Origin of the sequence: Rhodococcus sp. Z13 (genome assembly GCF_025837095.1) — a bacterium.
GTDB lineage: Bacteria > Actinomycetota > Actinomycetes > Mycobacteriales > Mycobacteriaceae > Rhodococcus > Rhodococcus sacchari.
In genome coordinates this window covers 3135431-3160161 of the sequence record NZ_CP107551.1, presented here as the reverse complement: position 1 = coordinate 3160161, position 24731 = coordinate 3135431, and the positions used below count along the sequence as shown (strand labels likewise).

Annotated in this window: 21 protein-coding genes; 7 read left to right on the top strand and 14 right to left on the bottom strand. The window is 70.5% G+C overall.

Going from position 1 to position 24731, the window contains the following annotated elements:
• Positions 1 to 23: 23 nt before the first annotated feature.
• Entirely contained in the window at positions 24 to 500 is a 477-nt protein-coding gene (locus OED52_RS14555) for a gamma-glutamylcyclotransferase (RefSeq protein ID WP_264151571.1), read from the bottom strand.
• Positions 501 to 679: 179 nt separating this feature from the next.
• Between OED52_RS14555 and OED52_RS14550 the strand changes: the two genes are divergently transcribed.
• Positions 680 to 2077: an NAD(P)H-quinone dehydrogenase gene (locus tag OED52_RS14550; protein ID WP_264151570.1), complete on the top strand. Its 1398-nt coding sequence runs from the start codon at positions 680 to 682 to the stop codon at positions 2075 to 2077.
• A 36-nt stretch (positions 2078 to 2113) separates the two neighbouring features.
• Here the strand turns inward: OED52_RS14550 and glpK are convergent, their stop codons facing one another.
• Positions 2114 to 3628 carry a glycerol kinase GlpK gene (gene glpK / locus OED52_RS14545; protein WP_264151569.1) on the bottom strand — a complete coding sequence of 505 codons (1515 nt, stop codon included), beginning with the start codon at positions 3626 to 3628 and terminating at the stop codon, positions 2114 to 2116.
• 261 nt (positions 3629 to 3889) lie between these two features.
• Here glpK and glpD point away from each other — a divergent pair, with 261 nt between their 5' ends.
• A complete protein-coding gene (glpD, locus tag OED52_RS14540; RefSeq protein ID WP_264151568.1) occupies positions 3890 to 5620 on the top strand; it encodes a glycerol-3-phosphate dehydrogenase in 1731 nt (576 codons plus the stop codon).
• A 54-nt stretch (positions 5621 to 5674) separates the two neighbouring features.
• Here glpD and OED52_RS14535 read toward each other — a convergent pair whose 3' ends face one another.
• A complete protein-coding gene (locus OED52_RS14535; protein ID WP_264151567.1) occupies positions 5675 to 6193 on the bottom strand; it encodes a hypothetical protein in 519 nt (172 codons plus the stop codon).
• 33 nt (positions 6194 to 6226) lie between these two features.
• Positions 6227 to 7300: an oxygenase MpaB family protein gene (locus tag OED52_RS14530; protein WP_264151566.1), complete on the bottom strand. Its 1074-nt coding sequence runs from the start codon at positions 7298 to 7300 to the stop codon at positions 6227 to 6229.
• A gap of 53 nt (positions 7301 to 7353) precedes the next feature.
• Here OED52_RS14530 and OED52_RS14525 point away from each other — a divergent pair, with 53 nt between their 5' ends.
• The gene (locus tag OED52_RS14525) at positions 7354 to 7992 is read left to right on the top strand and encodes a TetR/AcrR family transcriptional regulator (protein ID WP_264151565.1); all 639 of its coding nucleotides are present in this window, start codon (positions 7354 to 7356) and stop codon (positions 7990 to 7992) included.
• Here the strand turns inward: OED52_RS14525 and OED52_RS14520 are convergent.
• From OED52_RS14520 to OED52_RS14505, 4 genes are read right to left on the bottom strand one after another with little or no spacing between them, the layout of a single operon-like run.
• Entirely contained in the window at positions 7962 to 8762 is an 801-nt protein-coding gene (locus OED52_RS14520; RefSeq protein WP_264151564.1) for a DNA-formamidopyrimidine glycosylase family protein, read from the bottom strand. The two genes, OED52_RS14525 and OED52_RS14520, sit on opposite strands and share 31 nt — an antisense overlap.
• A 1-nt stretch (position 8763) precedes the next feature.
• Entirely contained in the window at positions 8764 to 13323 is a 4560-nt protein-coding gene (locus OED52_RS14515; RefSeq protein ID WP_264151563.1) for an ATP-dependent helicase, read from the bottom strand.
• A 43-nt stretch (positions 13324 to 13366) separates the two neighbouring features.
• Positions 13367 to 14725, bottom strand: coding sequence for an FAD-binding oxidoreductase (locus OED52_RS14510; RefSeq protein ID WP_264154717.1), 1359 nt, complete (start codon positions 14723 to 14725; stop codon positions 13367 to 13369).
• A 14-nt stretch (positions 14726 to 14739) separates the two neighbouring features.
• Positions 14740 to 16287 carry an AMP-binding protein gene (locus OED52_RS14505; RefSeq protein ID WP_264151562.1) on the bottom strand — a complete coding sequence of 516 codons (1548 nt, stop codon included), beginning with the start codon at positions 16285 to 16287 and terminating at the stop codon, positions 14740 to 14742.
• Between the two features lie 102 nt (positions 16288 to 16389).
• On the opposite strand from OED52_RS14505, the gene OED52_RS14500 reads away from it, so the two are divergent.
• A complete protein-coding gene (locus tag OED52_RS14500) occupies positions 16390 to 16647 on the top strand; it encodes a DUF7218 family protein (RefSeq protein ID WP_264151561.1) in 258 nt (85 codons plus the stop codon).
• 100 nt (positions 16648 to 16747) lie between these two features.
• On the opposite strand, the gene amaB is transcribed toward OED52_RS14500, so the two are convergent.
• Complete coding sequence (gene amaB / locus OED52_RS14495; RefSeq protein WP_264151560.1) at positions 16748 to 18265, bottom strand: L-piperidine-6-carboxylate dehydrogenase; 1518 nt, start codon at positions 18263 to 18265, stop codon at positions 16748 to 16750.
• Between the two features lie 36 nt (positions 18266 to 18301).
• On the opposite strand from amaB, the gene OED52_RS14490 reads away from it, so the two are divergent.
• From OED52_RS14490 to OED52_RS14480, 3 genes are all read left to right on the top strand, one after another.
• Entirely contained in the window at positions 18302 to 18766 is a 465-nt protein-coding gene (locus OED52_RS14490; protein ID WP_264151559.1) for an Lrp/AsnC family transcriptional regulator, read from the top strand.
• A 68-nt stretch (positions 18767 to 18834) separates the two neighbouring features.
• Positions 18835 to 20178, top strand: a complete 1344-nt coding sequence (gene lat / locus OED52_RS14485) for an L-lysine 6-transaminase (RefSeq protein WP_264151558.1) — start codon at positions 18835 to 18837, stop codon at positions 20176 to 20178.
• A gap of 4 nt (positions 20179 to 20182) precedes the next feature.
• On the top strand, positions 20183 to 21103 hold the full coding sequence (locus OED52_RS14480; protein ID WP_264151557.1) for a tyrosine-protein phosphatase: 921 nt from the start codon (positions 20183 to 20185) through the stop codon (positions 21101 to 21103).
• 3 nt (positions 21104 to 21106) lie between these two features.
• On the opposite strand, the gene OED52_RS14475 is transcribed toward OED52_RS14480, so the two are convergent.
• The 5 genes from OED52_RS14475 to OED52_RS14455 form a co-directional block, all read right to left on the bottom strand.
• A complete protein-coding gene (locus OED52_RS14475) occupies positions 21107 to 21397 on the bottom strand; it encodes a hypothetical protein (protein ID WP_264151556.1) in 291 nt (96 codons plus the stop codon).
• 234 nt (positions 21398 to 21631) lie between these two features.
• On the bottom strand, positions 21632 to 22024 hold the full coding sequence (locus OED52_RS14470; protein WP_413247667.1) for a VanZ family protein: 393 nt from the start codon (positions 22022 to 22024) through the stop codon (positions 21632 to 21634).
• A 2-nt stretch (positions 22025 to 22026) separates the two neighbouring features.
• Complete coding sequence (locus tag OED52_RS14465) at positions 22027 to 22419, bottom strand: DUF1707 SHOCT-like domain-containing protein (protein ID WP_264151555.1); 393 nt, start codon at positions 22417 to 22419, stop codon at positions 22027 to 22029.
• 26 nt (positions 22420 to 22445) lie between these two features.
• Positions 22446 to 22820 (bottom strand): DUF1707 SHOCT-like domain-containing protein, encoded by a 375-nt coding sequence (locus OED52_RS14460; protein WP_264151554.1) that lies wholly within the window; start codon positions 22818 to 22820, stop codon positions 22446 to 22448.
• Positions 22821 to 22895: 75 nt separating this feature from the next.
• Positions 22896 to 24686 (bottom strand): acetyl/propionyl/methylcrotonyl-CoA carboxylase subunit alpha, encoded by a 1791-nt coding sequence (locus tag OED52_RS14455; protein WP_264151553.1) that lies wholly within the window; start codon positions 24684 to 24686, stop codon positions 22896 to 22898.
• Positions 24687 to 24731 lie beyond the last annotated feature (45 nt).

Genomic DNA, 24731 nt, shown 5'->3' with positions numbered 1-24731 from the left:
GCCGGCAGGACGAGCCGGGGAACTCAGTAGACGTCGGCGTCGGGCCGACCCGGCCCGACGTTGCGGCTGTTGCGGGTCCGCAGGTCGCGGACGTAGTCGGCGGGAGCCCCCGCGATCTCGGCGGCGTCCGCCATGACCCCGAGATACCGCGCGGACGGCAGTCCGCCCTCGTAACCGTCGACGACGTACAGCCAGGCCAGAACGGGGCCCTCGTCGGTGTCGACGCGGAGCCGGATCTTGCGGTGGAAGCCGAGTTCGGCGCCCTCCCAGCGGTCGAGGCTGCGCTCGTCCTCCTCGGGCACGTCGTAGAGCACGACGAACACCTTGGAATCGGGGTCCTCGACGACGGTCGCCAGTGCGCCCTCCCAGCCGATGTCGGCACCGGCGAAGGTCAGCCGCCATCCGTGCAACCAGCCGGTTCCTGCCATCGGCGAGTGCGGGCAGCGCGTCAGCATCTGCTCCGGATGCATGTTGGACCCGTAGGCGGCGTAGATCGGCACGGTCATAAGGTTAACCCGTCCTCCCGCACGGTCGGCGGAGGGGCGTTCCGCGCCGGGTCTGCCGGTCCGTGTGCGCGGGTGACGGGACGTGGCATAGCGTAGAACGCGGCGTGTGCGCTCACCCCGCGCGCACGAGCGGTACGTCCCGACACCATTCGGAATCGATACAGAGGAGAACAATGACCCGGATCGTCATCATCGGCGGCGGCCCCGCAGGATACGAGGCTGCGCTGGTGGCCTCCCAGTACGGCGCGACGGTCTCTCTGATCGATTCGGACGGGATCGGCGGCGCATGCGTGCTCTTCGACTGCGTGCCCTCCAAGACCTTCATCGCTTCGACCGGTGTGCGCACCGACATGCGTCGCGCCGCCGATCTGGGCATCGAACTCGAGCGGGCCGCGGTGTCGTTGCCGCAGGTGCACTCCCGCGTGAAGAGCCTCGCCCGCGCGCAGTCCGCCGACATCCGCACCAAGCTCGAGGCAGCCGGGGTGCAGCTGTTCTCCGGTCACGGCGAACTCGTCGACCCGCAGCCCGGCATGGCCGCCCACCAGGTCCGCGCCAAGTTGTTCACCGGTGACGAGAGGGTCCTCGAGGCCGACGTCGTGCTCATCGCCACCGGCGCGAGCCCGCGCATCCTGCCGGGCGCGGAACCGGACGGTGAGAGGATCCTCACCTGGCGTCAGCTCTACGACCTCGAGAAGCTGCCCGAACACCTCGTCGTCGTCGGTTCGGGTGTCACCGGCGCCGAGTTCGTCTCCGCCTACACCGAGGTCGGCGTGCAGGTCACCGTCGTCTCCAGCCGCGACCGAATCCTGCCGCACGAGGACGAGGACGCGGCGCTCGTGCTCGAGGACGTCCTCACCGAGCGCGGTGTCACCCTCGTCAAGCACGCCCGCGCCGACCGGGTCGAACGCACCGAGGACGGCGTCCGCGTGCTCCTCGCCGACGGCCGGATCGTCGAGGGCAGCCACGTGCTGATGACCGTCGGTTCGGTGCCCAACACGCAGAACCTCGGCCTCGAGAAGGTCGGCCTCGAGGTCGACCGCGGCGGCTATCTGCCCGTCGACCGGGTCTCCCGCACCGCCGTCGCCGGTATCTACGCCGCCGGCGACTGCACCGGCCTGCTGCCGCTCGCCTCGGTCGCGGCCATGCAGGGCCGCATCGCGATGTACCACGCGCTCGGTGAGGGCGTCAGCCCCATCAAGCTGAAGACCGTTGCGGCCGCGGTGTTCACGCGCCCGGAGATCGCGGCGGTCGGTGTCAGCCAGGCCTCCATCGACAAGGGCGAGATCCCCGCCCGCACGGTCATGCTGCCGCTCAACACCAACCCGCGGGCGAAGATGTCGGGCCTGCGCCGCGGTTTCGTGAAGATCTTCTGCCGCCCCGCGACCGGCGTGGTCATCGGCGGTGTCGTGGTGGCGCCGACCGCCTCCGAGCTGATCCTGCCGATCGCCCTTGCGGTGCAGAACAATCTGACCGTCAGCGACCTCGCGGCGACCTTCTCGGTGTACCCGTCGCTGAGCGGTTCGGTGACCGAGGCCGCCCGGCAGCTGATGCGCCACGACGACCTGGACTGACCCCGACGGGGTGGGACCGTCCGGAGCCCGCCCCGCTCAGGCCCAGTCGTAGGTGCGTTCGACGGCCTTGTTCCACTCGGCGAACAGTCGCTCCCGCTCCCGGACGTCCATCTGCGGCTCCCAGGTGCGGCCGGCGGTCCAGTTGCGGCGGATCTCGTCCTCGTCCTTCCAGAACCCCACGGCCAGGCCCGCCGCGTAGGCCGCACCGAGCGCGGTGGTCTCCGAGACGACGGGACGCACCACCGGCACCCCGAGGATGTCGGACTGGAACTGCATGAGCAGTTCGTTGGCGACCATGCCGCCGTCCGCCTTGAGCGTGCTCAGTTCGACCCCGGAGTCGGCGTTCATCGCCTCGATGACCTCCCGGGTCTGGTAGGCGGTCGCCTCGAGCGCCGCCCGCGCCAGATGTCCCTTCTCCACGAACCGGGTCAGGCCCGCGATCACCCCGCGGGCGTCGGGCCGCCAGCGCGGCGCGAAAAGTCCCGAGAAGGCCGGCACGAAGTAGGCGCCGCCGTTGTCGGGGACGCTCGCCGCGAGCGCCTCGACCTCGTCGGCGGACCGGATGATCCCGAGATTGTCGCGTAGCCACTGCACGAGCGAACCCGTCACCGCGACCGACCCCTCGAGCGCGTAGACGGCCGGGGCGTCGCCGATCCGGTAGCAGACGGTGGTGAGGAGACCGTGGTTGCTGCGCACCGGGGTGGTGCCGGTGTTGAGCAGCAGGAAGTTGCCGGTGCCGTAGGTGTTCTTCGCTTCGCCGGGGGACAGGCAGCCCTGCCCGAAGGTTGCGGCCTGCTGGTCGCCGAGGATCCCGGCGATCGGCACCCCCGCGAGGGGACCGCGTTCGCGGGCGTGCCCGTAGACCTCCGACGAACTGCGGATCTCCGGCAGCATCGACATCGGGATCCCGAGTTCCGCGCAGATCTCCGGATCCCATTGCTGGGTCCCGAGATCCATGAGCAGGGTGCGCGAGGCGTTGGTGACGTCCGTGACGTGCAGGCCCGGCGGCTGTCCCTCCTCGCCGAGCCCGCCGGTGAGATTCCACAGGATCCAGCTGTCGACGGTGCCGAACGCGAGGTCGCCGGCTTCGGCGCGGGCGCGGGCCCCGTCGACGTTGTCGAGGATCCACCGCACCTTCGGGCCCGCGAAGTAGGTCGACAGCGGCAGGCCGGTGACGTGCCGGAACCGGTCCGGCCCGGCCTCCCCGCCGAGTTCCTCGACGATGCGGTCGGTGCGGGTGTCCTGCCAGACGATCGCGTTGTACACCGGCTTTCCGGTGGTGCGATCCCACACCACGGTGGTCTCGCGCTGGTTCGTGATGCCGATCGCGGCGATGTCGTCGCGGCGCAGATCCGCCTTCGCCAGCGCCGCCGCCCCGACCTCACGGGTGTTGAGCCACAACTCCTCCGGGTCGTGCTCGACCCAGCCCGCCCGCGGGAAGTACTGCCGGTGCTCCTTCTGGGCGACCGACACGATGCGCCCGTCGTGGTCGAAGATGATGCACCGGCTCGACGTGGTGCCCTGGTCGATCGCCGCGATGAACTGTTTCACTGGTGGTCCTCGGGTGACGGGAACGGTCGTGCGCAACGTGCTCACCGCACGCTGCGCGCATGAACCTACTAGCGTCCACGCCCGCGTGCGCACGGAAGCCCACAACCGGGAAACGAGGTCCACAACCGCTGAGGTCGTCGATTCGGGGTGCGAACGTACATCAGGGTTGTGGGCCCGACTGCCACGTTTCCACCGCACGCCGGGCCGCTCGAGCCACTAGCCTTGATCGCGACACGTCGGCGACTCACGGGAGCGGGTGCGGTGACCAACCATTCGAGTGTGCAACTCCTCGGTCCGCAGCAGCGCGCCGAGGCCTGGCGTCGGCTCGCCACCGAACAGTTCGACGTCGTCGTGATCGGCGGAGGCGTCGTCGGCGCCGGTGCCGCCCTGGACGCCGCCACCCGGGGCCTGCGGGTCGCGCTCGTCGAGGCCCGGGACTTCGCGTCCGGCACGTCGAGCCGGTCGTCGAAGATGTTCCACGGGGGCCTGCGCTATCTCGAACAGCTCGAGTTCGGGTTGGTGCGCGAGGCCCTGCGCGAACGCGAACTCGCCCTGACGACGCTGGCCCCGCACCTGGTCAAGCCGCTGAAATTCCTGTTCCCGCTCACCCACCGGGTGTGGGAGCGCCCCTACATCGGGGCGGGCATCTTCCTCTACGACCGGCTCGGCGGCGCGAAATCGGTTCCCGCGCAGAAACACCTCACCCGCTCCGGCGCACTGCGCATGGCGCCGGGGCTCAAACGGAACTCGCTCGTCGGCGGGATCCGCTACTACGACACCGTCGTCGACGACGCCCGCCACACCATGACCGTCGCGCGGACGGCCGCCCACTACGGGGCGGTGGTGCGGACGTCCACGCAGGTCGTGGGATTCCTGCGCGAGGCCGACCGGGTGTCGGGAGTGCGGGTGCGCGACAGCGAGGACGGCACCGTCACCGAGGTGCGGGCCCACGCGGTGATCAACGCGACCGGCGTGTGGACCGACGAGATCCAGGCGCTGTCGCGCCAGCGCGGACGGTTCCGGGTGCGGGCGTCGAAGGGCGTGCACATCGTCGTGCCCCGCGACCGCATCGTCAGCGACTCGGCGATCATCCTGCGCACCGAGAAGTCGGTGCTGTTCGTCATCCCGTGGGGCAACCACTGGATCATCGGCACCACCGACACCGACTGGAATCTCGACCTCGCGCACCCGGCGGCGACGAAGGCCGACATCGACTACATCCTCGACCACGTCAACCGGGTGCTGGTCGTGCCGCTCACCCACGACGACATCGACGGGGTGTACGCCGGGCTGCGTCCGCTGCTGGCGGGGGAGAGCGACGAGACGTCGAAGCTGTCGCGCGAGCACGCCGTCGCGCGGGTGGCGCCGGGCCTCGTCGCGATCGCCGGCGGCAAGTACACGACCTACCGGGTGATGGCCGAGGACGCCGTCGATCTCGCGGCCGAGGACATCCCGGCCCGCATCGCGTCGTCGATCACCGAGAAGGTGCCCCTCGTGGGGGCCGACGGCTACTTCGCGCTGGTCAACCAGACCATGCACCTTGCCGAGGAGTTCGGTCTGCACCCCTACCGGGTCAAGCACCTGCTCGACCGCTACGGCTCGCTCGTCGAGGACGTGCTGGCGCTCGCGAAGGGCCGGCCCGAACTCCTCGAACCCCTCACCGACGCCCCGCAGTACCTGCAGGTCGAGATCGTCTACGGCGCCGCTGCGGAGGGCGCGCTGCACCTCGAGGACCTGCTGGCGCGCCGCACCCGAATCGCCATCGAGTACCCGCACCGCGGGGCGCACTGCGCGGAGCAGGTGGCCCGGCTCGTCGCACCGATCCTGGGCTGGGACGACGAGACGATCGACCGGGAGATCGAGACCTACCGGGCGCGCGTCGAGGCCGAGATCCGGTCGCAGTCGCAACCGGACGACGAGTCGGCCGACGCCTTGCGTGCCGCGGCCCCCGAGGCCCGCCCGGAAATCCTCGAACCGGTACCGATCACCTGAACCGTGGGCGGGCCGGGCGCGGCGCGCCCTGGGAGCTCGGTGAACTCGGTCGACTCAGTGGGTGAGCACGACCTTCACGATCACCACGATCGTCGCGACCAGCACGAGCCCCACTGCGGCGACCGCCGTGCGGGTGTTCGGTTTGTGTCCCTGCAGCCGCCGCACGACGAAGATCGTCGACCCGATACGAACCAGCACCGCGACCTCCGCGAGGAGATGCGCGGTCCGTGGCTCGAGCCAGCCGAACCAGGCCGTGAGCAGGATCAGGCAGGGCATCACCGCCGACGAGAGGATGGGCACCGAATCGCGGAGTTCCTCGATCCGCTCGGCGCGTGTCAGCTGCTCCCCGGACCGCACGGACTGCGAGACGGACTCGGCGAAGACGTGCGCGATGAAGGTCGACAGCGCGGTGCCGAGCACGATCGCGATCCCCACGTACTGGGGGGACGTCGTGATCGGGACCAGGGCCGCCAGGACCAGGATGTTGCCGTAGACGTAGGCGCTGATGCGGGAGGCCGCCGCCTCGCGGGAGAGCGGTCGGCGTCCGGACGACAGGTACGAGGGCGTGGACACCCACTCAGATTCGCACAGGTCGGCGGGAATGCGTCAGGGTGAAACGGACGGGCGATTCCGGCGTGTCACCCTCGGGCTGTAGTGCATCGGCGAGTCGCGGCGGTCCACCGGCGGCAGGTTGCGGGCCGGGGTCTCGAGCAGCCCGGCGGCGGGAATGCGGCCGAAGGCGCGGTCCCACCCCGCGCGGGCCCGCGGGTGGTAGCGGTAGCGCCACGGCACGAGCCGGCCGCCGAGACCGATCGCGCGGCCGATCAGGGCGTGGAGGGTGGCCTCGGGCCGGCTCCAGCGGTAGCCGAGCAGGTCGCGCACCGGCGGGTCGTACAGGCCGATCGTCAGCCACAGGAACCCGGCGATCACCGGCGGGCGGATGATCCTCCAGAGGGGTTCGGGGAACCACCACAGATAGGGCGGGCGGCCGATCCGCCACATGTCCAGCACGTCCCGGGCGGCCTTGTTGTCCTCCAGGACGTTGCGGCACATGTGGTCCCAGTACTCGAGGAAGGCCTCCCAGGACTCGGGGACCGGGTGCATCGGCATGCCGTACAGGCGGTACCACTGCACGTGCTCGTCGAAGAGCCGGTGCTTGTCCTCGAGGGTGAGCGGACCGTCGAACCACTCGATGGACACGACCAGGCTGTAGAAGAAGGTCGCGTGCGCCCAGTAGAAGGTCTCCGGGTCGAGGGCGTGGTATCTACGGCCCTTCTTGTCCACGCCCTTGATGGTGTTGTGGTAGCCGCGCACCTTCGCTGCCGTCTCCGCCGCGCGGGGACCGTCGAAGACGACGCCGTAGATCGGGTACAGCGAGCGGTAGAGGCGTTCCCAGCGCTCGTCGAAGAAATCCGAGTGCTCCTCGACGCCCGCGCCGAGACCGGGGTGCATGTTCTGCATCGACCCCGCCCACGGTCCGAAGATCATGCCCCGCCAGCCGCCGAAGTACCTCCAGGTCAGCGAGTCGGGGCCCAGAGGCTTCGGAGCGACCCGCTCGTGGGGCTTCGGAGCGACCCGCTCGTGGGGCTTCGGAGCGACCCGCTCGTGAGACCCGGCAGCGGCCCGCCGCTCGTCGGAGGAAGGGGCGGTGCCCGGCTCGGCGGAGCTCTGACTACGCATGTTGTCAGAGTAGGATTCGGCGGGCACGCAGTCAACGACGGGAAGCGACTCCAGTGGACACCACGCGACGCAGCTGGGCAGGCGTCGACCTCAGGGAACGGCGTCGACTGCGGCGGGAACGGCTGCTGGCCGTGGGCGTCGACCTGCTCGGCTCGACCGATGGTGCCGCCGCCAACGTCCGGGCGGTGTGCCGCGCCGCCGAACTCACCGAACGGTACTTCTACGAGAGCTTCGCCGACCGCGACACCTTCGTCCGCGAGGTCTACGCCCACGTCGCGAACCAGGCCCGCGACGCTCTCGCCCGGGCGGTGATCTCCGCCCCGCCCGCCGGACGCGCCGAGGCGGCGGTGCGGGCCTTCGTCGAGCTCATGGTCGACGACCCCGCCAAGGGACGGGTCCTGCTCCTGGCGCCGCTGCGCGAACCGGCGATCAGCCGACGCGGCGTCGAACTCGCCCCCAGCTTCGTCGCGCTCGTCCGCGACCAGCTGCCCCCGGGCGGCGACGAGGGGCACCGCAGCATGGTCGCGCTCGGCGTCGTCGGGGCGCTCACCAGTCTCTTCATGGGTTATCTCGAAGGCGACCTCGCGGTGTCGCGGGAGACGCTGATCCGGCACTGCGTCGGGCTGGTCGAACAGGCCGGCCACACGCGGTGGCCGGCGACTCAGCCGGAAACCCTCTCGCGGGACGGCTGACAGCGCGGGCACCGGTACACCACGCGTTCCGGATCGGTCGCGGTCCCGATCTCCCCGGACCGGATCGGGGTGTGGCAGCGCCGGCACGGCTTCCCGCGCCGCCCGTACACCCACAGATTGCGGCCCGGCCGTCGGTCGCCGGTGGTGATCCGCGTCGTCCGATCGCGATTCGCGGTCAGCAATCGGTGCGCGAGATCGACCCAGGCCGCCGGAGCACCCGCCTCACCGACCGGCGTCCACGGATCGACACCGCGCAGGAAACACAGTTCGGACCGGTAGACGTTGCCGACCCCGGCCATGATGCGCTGATCGAGCAGCGCCACCCCGATCGGCCGGCCGGGATCGCGCGCCAGATTCGCCGCGGCCCGCTCCGGATCCCAGTCCGGGCCGAGGAGATCCGGGCCGAGATGCCCGACGGCCTCGTTCTCCCGGTCGCGGGCCAGCACCTCGACGATGCCGAGTTCGAAGCCCACCGCCTGCACCTCCTCGGTGCCGAGCACGATCCGGGCCTTGTACCCGGGCTTGCGCCAACGGGTTCCGCGTTCGTAGACGTGCCACTCACCCTCCATCTTCAGGTGCGTGTGCACGGAGACGTCCGCGACCCGGATCAGCAGGTGCTTGCCGCGCGAGACCACTTCGTCGACGGTGCGGCCGGTGAAATCGGCCGTCGCGAAACGGGGAACGCGGAAATCGGTCTCTGTCAGCACCTTCCCCTCCAGGGCCGCGCGCAGCCGCCGCGCGGCGCGGAAGACGGTATCTCCCTCCGGCAAGTCAGAACCTCAGCCGGTAGCCGCGGGGCGTCGCCGCGAACCCCGCCTCGGCGAGGTACACCGCGAACTCGTTCCCGTGGATGGACGCACCGTCGACCTTCTCGACCACGATCTTGTCGACCCCGCCGCGTTTGACGGTCGCGGCCAGCGATGTGCACGCACTGCGCAACCGGCCCGGATCGTCGTCGAAGGTCAGCAGCGTGCGGCCCCCGCGTTCGACGAACAGCACGAGCAGCCCGTCGACCAGCACCACGAGACCCCCGGCCTTGCGGCCCGGCCGGTGCCGCGGTGCGTCGTCGTCGGCGGCGCTCCTCGGCCACGGCAACGCCGCGCCGTACGGATTCGCCGGATCGCACGCCGCCAGGGTGACGGCCGCGGTCTCCGAGTGCCGGCCCTCGATCGAATCGGAGAACGACCGCAGCCGGTCCACCACCGCCGGGGTGGAGAACTGCGCGCCGCCGAGCGAATCGACGAAATAGCCGCGGCGGCACCGGCCCATCTCCTCGAACCGGGCCAGCACCTTGTACATCGTCGCGAAACCGCCCGGCACACCCTCGCCGGCGACCACCCCGCGCGTGACCACCCCGTAGCGTTCGAGCAGCAACTCCGCGGTGGTGTGGGCCCGCACCGTCGCGTCGGTCTCGCGTTCGGGCAGCAGCGACCAGCGGCCGCTCACCGTCGGTGGCCCGGTGCGGCTCGGCACCACCGGCCGGGCCCGGTACATCCGCGCCCGCGGTGCCCGCCGCGGGGTGCGGTGCGCGGGCTTGGCGCGGGAGGTGTCGCCGATCAGCGCACGCAGCGGGGCGAGGGTGTCGCCCGCGACGTGCCCCGCCCACACCAGCTCCCACAGCGCGTCGGCCACCTGCGAGTCGCTCGCGGTGGTGTGCAGTGCGGTGACCGCGTCGACCAGCTGCCGGAAGAAGAACGCCCCACCCCCGGCCAGCGAGTCGAGGATCGCCCGGTGCACCGGACCGAGTTCGATGTCCTCGGCGGGTGGGAGGCTCACCGGCGCCAGATCGGCCGGATGCAGCGCCACCCAGCCGTCCTTGCCGGAGATCGCCCCGGCACCCGACCACAGCACCTCACCGGTCGTGGTGAGCTCGTCGAGCATCGTCGGGTTGTAGTCGCGTACCCGGGGCGCCAGGATCAGCGGCTCGAGAGCGCTCGCCGGGACCGGCACCCCGGCGAGCTGTTCGACGACCGTGAGCACCCCGTCGATCCCGTACAGTGCGCTCGCCCCGGGGCCGGTGCCGAGATGGTGCCAGTCGGGCAGGAACCGGCCCAGCGTCGCGGTGCTGACCGGCTCGACGTCCTGCCGCGCCGCCGCGAGGGACCGGCGCCGCAACCGGCGCAGCACCTCGCTGTCGCACCACTCCGATCCCGTCGCACCGGGGCGGAATTCCCCTGCGGTGACGCGCTTCTCGTCGGCCAGACGGGTGAGGACCGATTCGACGACCGCGGGCCCGAGACCGAACCGGGCCGCGGCCTCCGCGGTGGTGAACGGCCCGTGCGTGCGGGCGTGCCGGGCGATCAGGTCGCCGAGCGGATCCGACACGGGCTCGACGAACACCGTCGGTACCCCGATCGGCAGCGGCACCCCGAGCGCGTCGCGCAGTCGGGAGGCGTCCTCGATCGCCGCCCACCGGTGCTCACCGGCGTACGAGACCCGCAGCGCGCGACGCTGCGTCTCGAGGTCGGCGATCCACTCCGCCGGGTCGTCGGTGGTGCGCTCGCGCAGCTCGGCGTCGGTGAGCGGGCCGAGCAGCCGCAGCAGGTCGGCGACCCCCTCCGCGTCGCGGGCGCGGCGCTCCGGGGTCAGTCGCTGCAGTTCGCGTTCGGCCTCCTCGATGACATCGGCGTCGAGCAGTTCGCGCAGCTCGACCCGGCCGAGCAGCTCGGCGAGCAGCGACGAATCCAGCGACAGCGCCGCCGCCCGGCGTTCGGCGAGCGGGCTGTCGCCCTCGTAGAGGAACTCGCCCACGTAGGAGAACAGCAGCGACGTCGCGAACGGGGAGGCCGTGGGTGTCTCGACCTCCACCAGCCGGATCTTCCGCTGGGCGATGCGGCCGAGCAGGCCGCGCAGGGCGGGCAGGTCGTAGACGTCCTGCAGGCACTCGCGGACCGTCTCGAGCAGGATCGGGAAGTCGGGGAACCGCCGCGCCACGTCGAGCAGTTGCGCCGACCGCTGGCGTTGCTGCCACAACGGGGCCCGCTTGCCCGGATTGCGGCGCGGCAACAGCAGCGCACGGGCCGCGCACTCGCGGAAGCGGGAGGCGAACAGCGCAGACCCGCCGACCTGTTCGGTGACGATGTCGTCGATCTCGTCGGTGTCGAAGACGAAGATCTCCGAACCCGGGGGTTCGTCGTCGGTGTCGGGCAGACGGACGATGATGCCGTCGTCGGACGGGGTGGGATGCGACTCGACGCCGTAGCGGTCGAGCAGCCGCGCGCCCACCGCCAGCGCCCACGGGGCGTGCACGCGCAACCCGAAGGGGGAGTGCAGCACGATGCGCCAGTCGCCGAGCTCGTCGCGGAACCGCTCGACGACGAGCGTGCGGTCGGTGGGCAGGTGCCCGGTGGCGGTGCGCTGCTCGTCGAGCAACCGGATCAGGTTGCCGGTCGCGTACTCGTCGAGACCGCTCTTGCGGCAACGGGTCTCGGCGTCCTCAGGGGAAGCGTGACCCATCTCGCGGAGGAACTCGCCGAGGGCGGCGCCGAGTTCGGCAGGGCGGCCCTGGGAGTCGCCGTGCCAGAACGGCAACCGGCCGGGGCGGCCGTAGGCGGGGGAGACCAGCACCCGGTCGAAGGTGATCTCCTCGATCCGCCAGCTCGTCGCGCCGAGCGCGAACACGTCGCCGACGCGCGACTCGTAGACCATCTCCTCGTCGAGTTCCCCGACGCGCGTGTTCTTCTCGCCCACCATGTAGACGGTGAACAGACCGCGGTCGGGGATCGTGCCACCGGAGGTGACGGCGAGCCGCTGCGCCCCGGGCCGCCCGGTGAGGGTGCCGGCCTCGCGGTCCCACACCACCCGCGGACGCAGTTCGGCGAACTCGTCGGAGGGATACCGGCCGGCGAGCAGATCGAGGACGGACTCGTAGACCGCCCGGGACAGGGTCGCGAACGACCCGCTGCGGCGGACGGTGTCGAACCAGTCGTCGACGTCGAGCGGATCGAGTGCGGTCGCCGCGACCGTCTGCTGCGCGAGCACGTCCAGTGGGTTGGCGGGCACCTGCAGCGCCTCGATGTGCCCTTCGACCATCCGCTCGACGGTCACCGCGCAGTGCACGAGATCGGTGCGGTGCTTGGGGAACAGCACGCCGCGCGAGGTCTCGCCCACCTGGTGCCCGGCCCGCCCGACGCGCTGCAGACCGCTCGCCACCGAGGGTGGGGTCTCGACCTGGATCACGAGATCGACTGCGCCCATGTCGATGCCGAGTTCGAGGCTGGAGGTGGCCACCACGCAGCGCAACCGGCCCGACTTGAGGTCGTCCTCGATCAGCGCCCGCTGGTCCTTGCTCACCGACCCGTGATGGGCGCGCGCCAGCACCGGCGGGGCACCCGCGACGGTCTCGGTGGGGGACCCGAGTTGCGCCGGCGGCGCGTGCTCGCGATCGACTTCCTCGCCGAGACGTTCGGCGTGGATCTCGTTGAGCCGGGCCGTCAGCCGCTCGGAGAGCCGTCGCGAGTTGGCGAACACGATCGTCGAGCGGTGCTCGGTGATGAGGTCGACGATCTGCTCCTCCACGTGCGGCCAGATCGACCCGGCCTGCGGTGTGGGGGACAGCGACTCCTCGTCGGGGTCGGAGACCCCGAGTTCGGTCATGTCCTCCACCGGCACCCGGACCGTCAGGTCCCAGGTCTTCGCCGACGGCGGCGCCACGATCCGGATGGGTGCCGAACCGACGAGGAACCGGCCCACCTCCTCGTGCGGACGCACCGTCGCGGACAGGCCGATGCGCTGCGCCGGCTGCTTCAGCAGCAGATCGAGACGTTCGAGCGACAACGCGAGGTGCGCGCCGCGCTTCGTCCCGGCCACCGCGTGCACCTCGTCGACGATCAGGGTCTCGACCCCGGCGAGGTTCTCCCGCGCCGCCGAGGTGAGCATGAGGAACAGCGACTCGGGTGTGGTGATGAGGATGTCCGGTGGGGTGCGGGCGAGGGCCCGCCGGTCGGCCTGCGAGGTGTCGCCGGACCGCACCCCGACGGTGATCTCCGGGGGAGTGAGCCCGAGCCGCTTCGCCGTCTGGGTGATCCCCACCAGCGGCGAACGCAGGTTCCGTTCGACGTCCACCGCGAGCGCCTTGAGCGGCGACACGTACAACACGCGGGTGCGGTGCTCGCGCGCGGCGTGCTCGTCGGCGGGGGTGGACGAGAGCCGGTCGAGCGACCACAGGAACGCCGACAGCGTCTTGCCCGAGCCGGTGGGGGCCACCACCAGGGTGTGCGCCCCCGACGAGATCGCCTCCCATGCCCCGAGCTGCGCCGCGGTGGGAGCGTCGAAGGCACCGGCGAACCACTCGCGGGTCGGCGCGGAGAAACGCTCCAGGATGTCGGTCACCCCACCATCGTCCACCCCGGCACCGACAACTGGGCCGACATCCTCAGACGACCACGCCCGGATTGAGGATCGCGTTCGGGTCCAGCGCGTCCTTGATCCGCTGCGTCAGCGCCATCACGTCCGGCCCGACCTGCGCGGGCAGCCAGGGCTTCTTGAGCCGGCCGACGCCGTGCTCACCGGTGATGGTGCCACCGAGCTCGATGGCCAGATCCATGATCTTCCCGAACACCAGGTGGGCGCGGGCGGTCATGTCCTCGTCGGCGGGGTCGAAGACGATCAGCGGGTGCGTGTTGCCGTCCCCCGCGTGGGCGATCACGGCGACCGTGACGTCGTGCTCCGTCGCCAGCTCCGCGATGCCACCCACCAGCGCGGGCAGCGCCGGGATCGGCACCCCGACATCCTCGAGGAGCAGGTTGCCGGTGCGTTCCACCGCTGGGATCGCCATGCGCCGGGCGGCGGTGAACGCCTCGCCCTCCTCCGCGTCGTCCGTGGCGAAGACGTCGTCGGCGCCGGCCTCGCGGCAGGCCCGCACCATGATGTCGATCTCCTCGGCCGCCGCGGATCCCGGTGCGTCGGAGCGGGCGATGAGCATCGCCTCGGTGGAGCGGTCCAGGCCCATGCGCAGCATGTCCTCCACCGCCCCGATCGACGCCCGGTCCATGAACTCGAGCATCGCCGGGCGCAGCACACCGGTGATCGCGACGACCGCGTCGGCGGCGGCCTGGACCGTGGCGAAGGTCGCGACCATCGTCGACGCCGGAGGGGGTGGTGGGACGAGCCGCAGCGTCACCTCGGTGATGACCCCGAGGGTGCCCTCGCTGCCGACGAACAGCTTGGTCAGCGACAGCCCGGCCACGTCCTTGACCCGCGGGCCGCCGAGCCGCACCGCCGTGCCGTCGGCGAGCACCACCTCGAGACCGAGCACGTAATCGGTGGTCACCCCGTACTTCACGCAGCACAATCCACCCGCGTTGGTGGCTGCGTTCCCGCCGATCGTGCAGATCTCGAACGACGACGGATCCGGCGGATACCACAGCCCGTGCTCCGCGGCGGCCTGCTTGACCTCGATGTTGAGCAGGCCGGGCTGGGCGACGGCGGTGCGGGTCGCGGTGTCGACGGTGATCGCCCGCATCTTCTCGGTGCTCAGCACGATCCCGTGCGCGAGCCCACCCGAGCCGCCGGACAGGCTCGTGCCCGCCCCGCGCGGCACCACCGGCACCCGGTGGGTGTTCGCCCACCGCAGGGTGGCCTGCACGTCGGCGGTGCAGGTCGCGCGGACCAGGGCGGCCGGCACCGCGGCGTCCGGATCCTGCGCCCGGTCGTGCCGGTATCCGGCAAGGATGTCCGGATCGGTGACCAGCGCCCCGGCGGGCAGCTGAGCGGCGAGTTCGTCGAGGGGCAGCACGGTTCCGGCCGTCACGAGGGCACCGCGGCGGTGTAGCGCGCACGCAGCTTGTGCTTGACGAGCTTGCCGGTGGGGGTGCGCGGCAGGTCGTCGGAGAAATCGATGCTGCGCGGCGCCTTGAAGTGCGACACCCGGGCCCGCACGTAGTCGAGCAGCTCCTGTTCGAGCTCGGGGCTCGGCTCCACCCCGTCGACCAGCTGGACGAGGGCCTTGACCTCCTCACCCATCTCCTCGTTCGGCACACCGATCACCGCGACGTCGAACACCTTCGGGTGCAGGGTGAGCACGTTCTCCGACTCCTGCGGGTATATGTTCACGCCCCCGGAGATGATCGTGAACGCGGCCCGGTCGGTGAGATAGAGATAGCGGTCCTCGTCGAGATAGCCGATGTCGCCGCTGGTCGTCCAGGTCGGGTGCTCGGGGTGCGTCGCCTGCTCGGTCTTGACCGGGTCGTTGTGGTACTCGAACGGACGCTCGTCGCGCTCCCACCACACCGTGCCGATCCCCCCGGTCGGCAGTTCACGACCCTGCTCGTCGCAGATGTGCACGATGCCCAGCACCCCGTCGTGGCCGACGGACCCGGGCCGGGCGAGGGCCTGCTCGGAGTCGATGAAGGTCGCGCCGGCGCCCTCGGTGGAGGCGTAGTACTCGTTGATCACCGGCCCCCACCACTCGATCATGGCGCGCTTGACCTCGGGCGGGCAGGGCGCCGCGGCGTGGATCGCGACCTTCATGCTCGACACGTCGTACTTCGCGCGGGTCTCCTCGGGCAACTTGAGCATCCGCACGAACATCGTCGGCACCCACTGGCTCGCGGTCACCGAGTACCGCTCGATGAGCGCCAGCGCTTCCTCGGCGTCGAAGCGGTCCATGAGGATCACGGTGCCACCGACCGACTGGATCGTCCCGCAGAACCGCAGCGGCGCAGCGTGGTAGAGCGGCGCGGGGCACAGGTAGACGGTGCTGTCGTCGAAGCCGTACATGGGGGCGAACACCGCGGTGTACGGGTCGGGGATGTCCTGCACCCGCCCGTCCGGGAGCTTCGGCTTGATGCCCTTGGGCCGGCCCGTCGTGCCCGACGAATACAGCATGTCCTGCCCGCGAGGCTGATCGTCGAGGGGCGAGGCGTCGAACCGCGCCATCGCCTCCTCGTAGTCCTCGAAGCCCGGCAGCGTCCCGCCGAACGCCACCCGGTGCTCGACCTTCGGGTAGGCCTCGGGTGCCAGGTCCACCGCCTCGGCGGCTTGCGTGGACACGACGAGCGCCTTCGCGCCGCAGTCGTCGACGATGTACGCCGCCTCGGCGGGGGTCAGGTGGCGGTTGACGACGGTGATGTAGAGACCCGAACGCAGCGCCGCCCAGTACACCTCCATGACCCGCAGATCGTTGTTCGAGATCAGGGCCATGTGGTCGCCGCGTTCCAGACCGAGGGAACGCAGGTACTTCGCGAACCGGATCGACCGTTCGTCGAGCTCACGATAGGTGAGCGATTCGCCGGTGGCGGGTCTGATGATGGCGGCCTTGTCGGGGGTCGTGGCGACGAAGTTCCCTGGATACATGCCCCTGGTCTACCACAGGATGTGGCGCACGCCACACAGCTCGTGATTGGGCGCGGCGTCGTCGGGTACCCGGCCTGCAGCGGAACGAGGAGAGGAGAGACGATGCCGAACCCGTCGATCAAGAACGAGAAGATGTACGAGGAACTCCGTGAGGACGGCGCCTCCAAGGAGAAGGCGGCGCGGATCTCCAACGCGGCGGCCGCCGAGGGCAAGTCGAACGTCGGGAAGAAGGGCGGCAAGGCCGGCTCCTACGAGGACTGGACCGTCGACGAGTTGAAGGACCGAGCGAAGGAACTCGGTCTGAGCGGCTACTCCGACATGAAGAAGGACGAACTGATCGACGCGCTGCGCAATCACTGACCCGCGAGTTCGCGCGCCGAAACGGGTTTTACCCCTACTGCAGGGGCGGCGAGCCTCGTTTCCGCGCGCGAACACCACGACGCGCGAACACCATTGGGGATCAGCCGAATTCGACGCCCTGCGCCAGCGGGAGCTCCGTCGAGTAGTTCACGGTGTTCGTCGCCCGGCGCATGTACGCCTTCCACGAGTCCGAACCCGACTCGCGGCCGCCTCCCGTCTCCTTCTCCCCGCCGAACGCGCCCCCGATCTCGGCGCCCGAGGTACCGATGTTGACGTTGGCGATCCCGCAGTCCGACCGCGCCAGGAACAGTTCCGCCTCACGCTGGTCCAGGGTGAAGATCGACGACGACAGGCCCTGCGGCACCGCGTTGTGCAGCGCGATCGCCTCGTCGAGGTCGTCGTAGGTCAGCACGTACAGGATCGGCGCGAAGGTCTCCTCGCGCACGACGTCCGTCTGTGTCGGCATCCGCACCAGCGCGGGGGATACGTAGACACCGTCGCCCGGCCCGTCCACACGATCGCCGCCGGTGACGAGCACACCCCCGTCGTGCTGGGCCCGGTCGAGGGCGGTGCGCATCGCCTCGTGCGCCCGCGAGGAGATCAACGGCCCGACGAGAACCCCCTCCTCGAACGGATCGCCCACCCTCAGACCGGCGTAGACCTTCGCGAGACGGTCGACGAGGTCGTCGGCGATCGACCGGTGCACGATGAGCCGCCGCAGCGTCGTGCACCGCTGCCCGGCCGTCCCGGCCGCGGCGAACACGACCGCGCGGACGGTGAGATCGAGATCGGCCGAGGGAGTCACGATCGCGCCGTTGTTTCCGCCGAGTTCGAGCAGGCAGCGGCCGAACCGGGCCGCGACCCGCGGCGCGACGACACGGCCCATCCGCACCGACCCGGTGGCGCTCACCAGCGCGACCCGCGGGTCGTCGACGAGGGCCTCGCCCACGGTGTGGTCGCCGAGCAGCAGGTGGTGCAGCCCGTCCGGTGCCCCCGATTCCCGTGCCGCGCGCCGCAGCAGGGCGTCGCAGGCCAGCGCCGTCAGCGGGGTCGTCTCCGACGGTTTCCACACCACCGGGTCGCCGCAGACCAGCGCGACGGCCGTGTTCCAGGACCACACCGCGACGGGGAAGTTGAACGCGGAGATCACGCCCACCACCCCGAGCGGATGCCAGGTCTCCATGAGCCGGTGCCCGGGCCGCTCCGAGGGCATGGTCCGCCCGGAGATGCTGCGCGACAGCCCGACGGCGAACTCGCAGATGTCGATCATCTCTTGCACCTCGCCGGTCGCCTCCGACGGGATCTTCCCGGCCTCCAGGGTGACGAGTTCGGCCAGATCCGCCTTGTGTTCGACGAGCAGTTCCCCGAGGCGCCGGACCGTCCGGCCGCGCACCGGCGCGGGGACGTCCCGCCAGGTCTCGAAGGTGCGGGCGGCCGTGGTGATCGCCGCGTCGCTCCCGGCGGGGGAGTGGGAGCGGATCCGGCCGATCTCGCTGCCGTCGATCGGGGTGGTGACGACGAGGTCGCCGTCGGCGGGACCGGCCGGGCCGGCGGGGTCGGCGCCGCAGCGACGCAGGGCGGCGGTGGCCCGTTCACGGAAATCGGTCGTCGCATTCATCGGTGAGGTCCTTTCGTGCTCGGATACCCTGCGCTCGTGCCGGAATCGCCTAAGTTCGACCCGTCGAAGGACTCGCTGGACGAGATCGACCGGATGCTGCTGCGCGAACTGATCGCCGACGGCCGTGCCACGCTGGCGGCCCTCGCCGAGAAGGCGGGGCTGTCGGTCTCGGCCGTGCAGTCGCGTGTGCGCCGGCTCGAAGCGCGGAACATCATTCGCGGATACAGTGCGCGGGTGGATCCCGAGGCGCTGGGCAAGATGCTGTCGGCGTTCGTGGCGATCACCCCTCTCGACCCGTCGCAACCCGACGACGCCCCTGCCCGCCTGCGGCACATCGAGGCAATCGAATCGTGTCACTCGGTGGCGGGCGACGAAAGCTACATCCTCATGGTCCGCGTGGAATCGCCGCGGGCCCTCGAACAACTGCTCCAGGAGATCCGGGCGACCGCCGACGTCGCCACCCGCACCACCGTCGTGCTGCAAACATTTTACGAGAGATAACGATTCCCGCAGGAAATATTCTTTTCCGTTCCCCTCGTCGCGCAGGATTCCTCGCGTACCGTGGGGTCATGAGCACTGCATTCCTGGACCGGGGCGGTGCCGAGAACCTGCCGCCGACCCGGGTACACGATGTCCTGGCCCAGCACATGCTGGCCGACGGGTTCGGGTTCGTCCTCGACCTCGAGCGTTCGCGCGGTGTGCGCCTTGTCGACGCCCGGGACGGGACGACCTATCTCGACATGTTCGGGTTCTTCGCGTCGTCCGCGCTGGGCATGAACCACCCCGACCTCGCCGACGACCCGCAGTTCGCCCGCGAACTCGCGACGGTCGCGGCGAACAAGCCGAGCAACTCCGACATCTACACGGTCCCGATGGCGCGGTTCGTCGAGACCTTCGTGCGGGTGTTCGGCGATCCCGACCTGCCGCACCTGTTCCTCGTCGACGGCGGTGGTCTCGCCGTCGAGAACGCGCTGAAGGTCGCCTTCGACTGGAAGAGCCGGCTCAACGAGTCGCGTGGCCTCGACCCGGCGCTCGGGGGATCGGTACTGCACCTGACGGAGGCCTTCCACGGCCGCACTGGGTACACGCTGTCGCTGACCAACACCGATCCGGTCAAGACCGAGCGTTTCCCGAAGTTCGACTGGCCGCGGATCGACGCGCCCTATCTGTGCGACGGCCGCGACGTGGCCGCCGCCGAGGAACACGCCCTCGAACAGGCACGCCGGGCCTTCGCCGAACGCCCCCACGACATCGCCTGCTTCATCGCCGAACCCATTCAGGGCGAGGGTGGCGACCACCACTTCCGGCCCGAGTTCTTCCGCGCGATCGCGGACCTGTGCCGCGAACACGACGCGCTGGTCGTGTTCGACGAGGTCCAGACCGGCGGTGGTGCGACCGGCACGGTGTGGGCGTACCAGCAGATGGGGGTGACGCCCGATATCGTCGCCTTCGGCAAGAAGGTCCAGGTGTGCGGCATCATGGCCGGCCGCCGGATCGACGAGGTGCCCGACAACGTCTTCCGGGTCAGCTCGCGGATCAACTCGACCTGGGGCGGCAACCTCACCGACATGGTGCGCGCCCGCCGCATCCTCGAGGTGATCGACCGCGACCGGCTCGTCGACCGCGCCCGCCTGAGCGGAGCGCACCTGCTGTCGGGCCTGCAGCAGCTCGGGGCGAAGCACGAGATGCTCACCGAACCGCGCGGCCGCGGCCTGATGTGCGCGGCCACCCTGCCCTCACCGGAGATCCGCGACGAGGTCCTGCGGCGCCTGTACGACGACGAACACGTGCTCGTCATCGGCACCGGCAGCCGCGGCCTGCGGTTCCGGCCCCCGCTGACGGTGACGACGCACGAACTCGACGAGGCACTCGCCGCCCTCGACCGGGTGCTCGCAGGGATGCACGTACCGTGACGGTATGACCGAATCGCTCGACGACACCCAGCCGGACACCGATGCCACCGGCATCCTGTCGGACACCGATGCCACCGACATCCTGTCGGGTACGGATGCGGATACCTTCGCGATCCCGTCGCTCGTGAACCTGCGCGACATCGGCGGATGCCCGAGTGCGCACGGCGGCGTGGTCCGCACCGGGGTGGTCTTCCGCTCCACCGACCTCAGCCGGGTGACCGACACCGACCTCGAGACCCTCGACGCCCTGGGCGTCACGACGGTCTTCGACCTGCGCACCCTCGCCGAGCAGGAGCGGCGCCCCGACCGGCTCCCGGCGGGAGCGCGGCACGTCGGTCTCGACGTCCTGGCAGATCGGGAGAACGGATCGATCGCAGCCGCGCTGCCGGAGATCGTCGCCGATCCGGCGGCGGCCGCGGAGGCCTTCGGTGACGGTCGTGCGGCGCAGTACCTCCGGGAGAGCTACCGCGATTTCGTGCGCCTGCCGAGCGCCGTCGCTTCCTACCGGACTTTCGCCGAGGGCGTCGCGCACGGCGGGGTGCCCGCACTCGTCCACTGCAGTGCGGGCAAGGACCGCACCGGCTGGGCCGCCGCGTCGTTGCTGCTGTTCGCCGGCGCCGGCGAGGACGCGGTCTTCGCCGACTATCTGCGCACCAACGACATGCTGCTGCCGCAGCTCGAGCCGCTGTTCGCACGGTTCCGGGATCTCGGTGGCGACCCGGAGATCCTGAAGCCGATGCTCGGCGTGCAGCGTGAGTATCTCGAGGTCGCCGTCGACGAGGCGCTGTCGCGGTACGGCACCATCGACGAATACTTCGCCGCCGGACTCGGTCTCGACGACGACACCCTGCAGGCCCTGCGTACCCGGCTCGTCGACTCGGAGCGCACCGACGCGGCGAGCACCGGCTCTCGGATCACCGCCTGAGGCTCACTGTGGGGTGGAGGCACTCAGCCGCGGCACGGGCACGAACCCGTAGCGCCGCCACCGCGGACCGGGTGCGTACGAACGCAGTTCGTCGACCCGGCGGGTGATCGCGTCGGGATCGGTGAGTTCGGCGCGGGCGTCGGGATCGCGGAGGTAGTGGTCGAGCACGGCGTCGAGGAGTTCGGGTGCGATCTCGAACCGGCGGCGGTCGAGGCGGGCGGTGTAGCCGGGGGAACACCGGGACGAGACACGCAGATCGTCGTGCTTCCGGTCGTCGATGATCCGCCACGGCAACGGAACTCGTGAACTCGTGAACTCGTCACGGCACCCCGTTGAGGCAGAGCGACCAACACGACGTACAGGGGGTCGGGCCGAACACCGGACGCCGTGGCCTCCCAGGGGATCCAGGTGTCGTGGCGTGATCGCTGAAGTGGATCCCGTCGGAGGAGAGCGCGATGTGGCCGGGGCGTAGCCTGCGCCGGGTGATGAAGAAGACGTAGCCGACCTGCCACGAGCAGGCGAGTACGGTCAGGACGATTGTGACGAATCACGGGGGTTGCCTTGCGGTCTCGCGCCCACGCGAGCGCGGGAACGGACGGTCGCGGTGATCGCGAGTCCGATCATCACTCCGGCGAGATCCGCGCACCAGTCCCAGAACGAACCCGAGCGGCGCACGGCGACCGTGGCCTGCAGGAACTCCGTGAGCACCCCGTAGACGGCGAGCCAGAGCAGGGTGACGACGGGGGAGATCCGTGCGTACCGCGAGCACACCGCAAGCACTACGAACATCAGCGCGTGCGTGACCTTGTCGGTGTGGGGCGGCCCGCTCGGCACGGTGCCACCCGGGGTCATCAGCATGGCCGTGATCACGACCACCGCGACCACCAGGGGAACGGCGCGGTGCCGGAGGAGGGACAGCACGATCAGCAGCTCTCCCCGCGCCGCCGCGAACCGCCGTAGAGCACGATGCTCACGGCCGGGATCAGCAGGAAGAACAACCACGAGTCGAACACGAAGAACAGGAGCAGCGCGACGAGGGGCGTCAGGGCCACCACCACCTTCCGCCACCGCTCGGGATCCTTGTCCACGGAGACGACGGGCAGATCCCGGGTCGTCGCCGGCGTCGCGGCCGTGACCTCCGGCAGATCGGCGAACAGCACGTCGAGATCCGCGCGGGTGGTGGCCGCCGATGCCTTCGCGCTGCGTTCGTCGAACTCGGTGAGGGTGAGCCGGCCGGCGGCGAAGTGCTCGCCGAGCAGATCGAGGGCGCGGGTGCGTTCGGCGTTGCCGATGCGGATGTCGGGGGAATCGGCCATGGGAGAGAGCGTAGCGGCCCGCCGGATCAGCGCGACCCGCGCTCCTCGGTGATCAGCCGGTAGGCGCGCCGGCCCACGAAGTAGAGGGCGCCGAGCGCGACCAGGATCACGACCGGATGCCGCACCACCGCGATCGCGAGCAACGCGACGATCACGAAAGGCACCAGTGTCAGCAGTTCCTCGGCGACGTTCCGAGGCTCGGACGACACCACGGCCGGAGCGGTGGGCAGATCGGCGAACAGGGGGACGAGGTCGGCGCGGATGGTCGCCTGCATGGCCAGCGCGACCCGCTCGTCGAACTCACTCAGGCTGAGGCGACCCGCCGCGAAGTGCTCGCCGAGCAGCTCCACCGCCTCCTCGCGTTCGGCGGTTCCGATGCGGACCTCGGGGCGTTCGGCCATGACACCAGCCTAGTAGCCGAGAACGGCGAGGGCCCCGCACCGGAAACGGTGCGGGGCCCTGACTCGAGATGCGTGTTACTTGATCTCGGTGAGAACGGTGCCCTGGGTGACGGCCGCACCCGGCTCGACCGACAGGCCGGTGACGACACCGGACTTGTGGGCGGTGACCGGGTTCTCCATCTTCATGGCCTCGAGCACGGCGATCAGATCGCCCTCGGCGACCTCCTGGCCCTCGCTCACGGCGACCTTGACGACGGTGCCCTGCATCGGCGCGGTCACGGCGTCGCCCGAAGCCTTGCCGGCACCGGCGCCACCGCGCTTGCGGGCCTTCGGCTTCTTGCGGATGACACCGGCGCCGCCGCCGTTACCGCCCAGCGAGAACTGGCCGGGCAGCGACACCTCGACGCGACGGCCGCCGACCTCGACGACGACGTTCTGACGCGGCAGCGCCTCGTCCTCGTCCTCCAGCGAGGCACCACCGGTGTACGGCTCGATGGTGTTCTCCCACTCGGTCTCGATCCACTTGGTGTAGACGTCGAACTTCTCGCCGTCGCCGACGAAGGCGGGATGCTCGACGATGTGGCGGTGGAACGGGATGACCGTGGCGAGGCCCTCGACCTGGAACTCGGCCAGGGCGCGGCGGGCGCGCTGCAGGGCCTGCTCGCGGGTCTCACCGGTGACGATCAGCTTGGCGAGCATCGAGTCGAACTGGCCGCCGATGACGTCGCCCTGGACGACACCCGAGTCGACGCGCACGCCGGGGCCCGTGGGCTCCTTGTAGACGGTGATCGGGCCGGGAGCCGGGAGGAAGCCGCGACCGGCGTCCTCACCGTTGATGCGGAACTCGAAGGCGTGGCCGCGCGGGGTCGGATCCTCGGTGATCTCGAGCTTCTCGCCGTTGGCGATGCGGAACTGCTGGCGCACGAGGTCGATGCCGGCGGTCTCCTCGGTGACCGGGTGCTCGACCTGCAGGCGGGTGTTGACCTCGAGGAAGGAGACGGTGTCGCCCTGGACGAGGTACTCGACCGTGCCGGCGCCGTAGTAACCGGCCTCGCGGCAGATGGCCTTGGCGGACTCGTGGATGCGCTTGCGCTGCTCGTCGGTCAGGAACGGCGCGGGGGCCTCCTCGACGAGCTTCTGGAAGCGGCGCTGCAGCGAGCAGTCGCGGGTGCCGGCGACGATGACGTTGCCGTGCTGGTCGGCGAGGACCTGGGCCTCGACGTGGCGGGCCTTGTCGAGGTACTGCTCGACGAAGCACTCACCGCGGCCGAAGGCGGCGACGGCCTCACGGGTGGCCGACTCGAACAGCTCGGGGATCTCCTCGATGGTCTGCGCGACCTTCATGCCGCGTCCGCCACCACCGAAGGCGGCCTTGATGGCGACCGGAACGCCGTACTTCTTCGCGAACTCGACGACCTCGTCGGCGTTCTTGACCGGGTCCTTGGTGCCGGCGGCCATCGGAGCGTTGGCGCGCTCGGCGATGTGGCGGGCGGTGACCTTGTCGCCGAGATCGCGGATGGCCTGCGGCGAGGGGCCGATCCAGATCAGGCCGGCGTCGATCACGGCCTGGGCGAAGTCGGCGTTCTCGGAGAGGAAGCCGTAGCCGGGGTGGATGGCGTCGGCGCCGGACTTCTTGGCGGCGTCGAGGATCTTGTCGAACACCAGGTAGGACTCGGCGGAAGTCGTGCCGCCCAGAGCGAACGCCTCGTCGGCGAGCTTCACGAACTGCGCGTCGGCGTCGGGTTCGGCGTAGACGGCGACACTGCCGTAGCCCGCATCCTTGGCGGCTCGGATGACCCGCACAGCGATCTCGCCGCGGTTCGCGACGAGCACCTTCGTGATCTGCGCGCTGGCATGACTGGGCACGGAGCCTCCTGTTGATCGATCGTTAGGTTATTTCCGTCAACGGGC

What these genes read in the sequence shown, in the direction of transcription:
- OED52_RS14530 (WP_264151566.1), bottom strand. Translation starts at nt 7,300, where the DNA reads ATGCGTAGTCAGAGCTCCGCCGAGCCGGGCACCGCCCCTTCCTCCGAC.
- OED52_RS14465 (WP_264151555.1), bottom strand. Translation starts at nt 22,419, where the DNA reads ATGGCCGATTCCCCCGACATCCGCATCGGCAACGCCGAACGCACCCGC.
- amaB (WP_264151560.1), bottom strand. Translation starts at nt 18,265, where the DNA reads ATGAATGCGACGACCGATTTCCGTGAACGGGCCACCGCCGCCCTGCGT.
- OED52_RS14460 (WP_264151554.1), bottom strand. Translation starts at nt 22,820, where the DNA reads ATGGCCGAACGCCCCGAGGTCCGCATCGGAACCGCCGAACGCGAGGAG.
- lat (WP_264151558.1), top strand. Translation starts at nt 18,835, where the DNA reads ATGAGCACTGCATTCCTGGACCGGGGCGGTGCCGAGAACCTGCCGCCG.
- OED52_RS14480 (WP_264151557.1), top strand. Translation starts at nt 20,183, where the DNA reads ATGACCGAATCGCTCGACGACACCCAGCCGGACACCGATGCCACCGGC.
- OED52_RS14505 (WP_264151562.1), bottom strand. Translation starts at nt 16,287, where the DNA reads ATGTATCCAGGGAACTTCGTCGCCACGACCCCCGACAAGGCCGCCATC.
- OED52_RS14550 (WP_264151570.1), top strand. Translation starts at nt 680, where the DNA reads ATGACCCGGATCGTCATCATCGGCGGCGGCCCCGCAGGATACGAGGCT.
- OED52_RS14500 (WP_264151561.1), top strand. Translation starts at nt 16,390, where the DNA reads ATGCCGAACCCGTCGATCAAGAACGAGAAGATGTACGAGGAACTCCGT.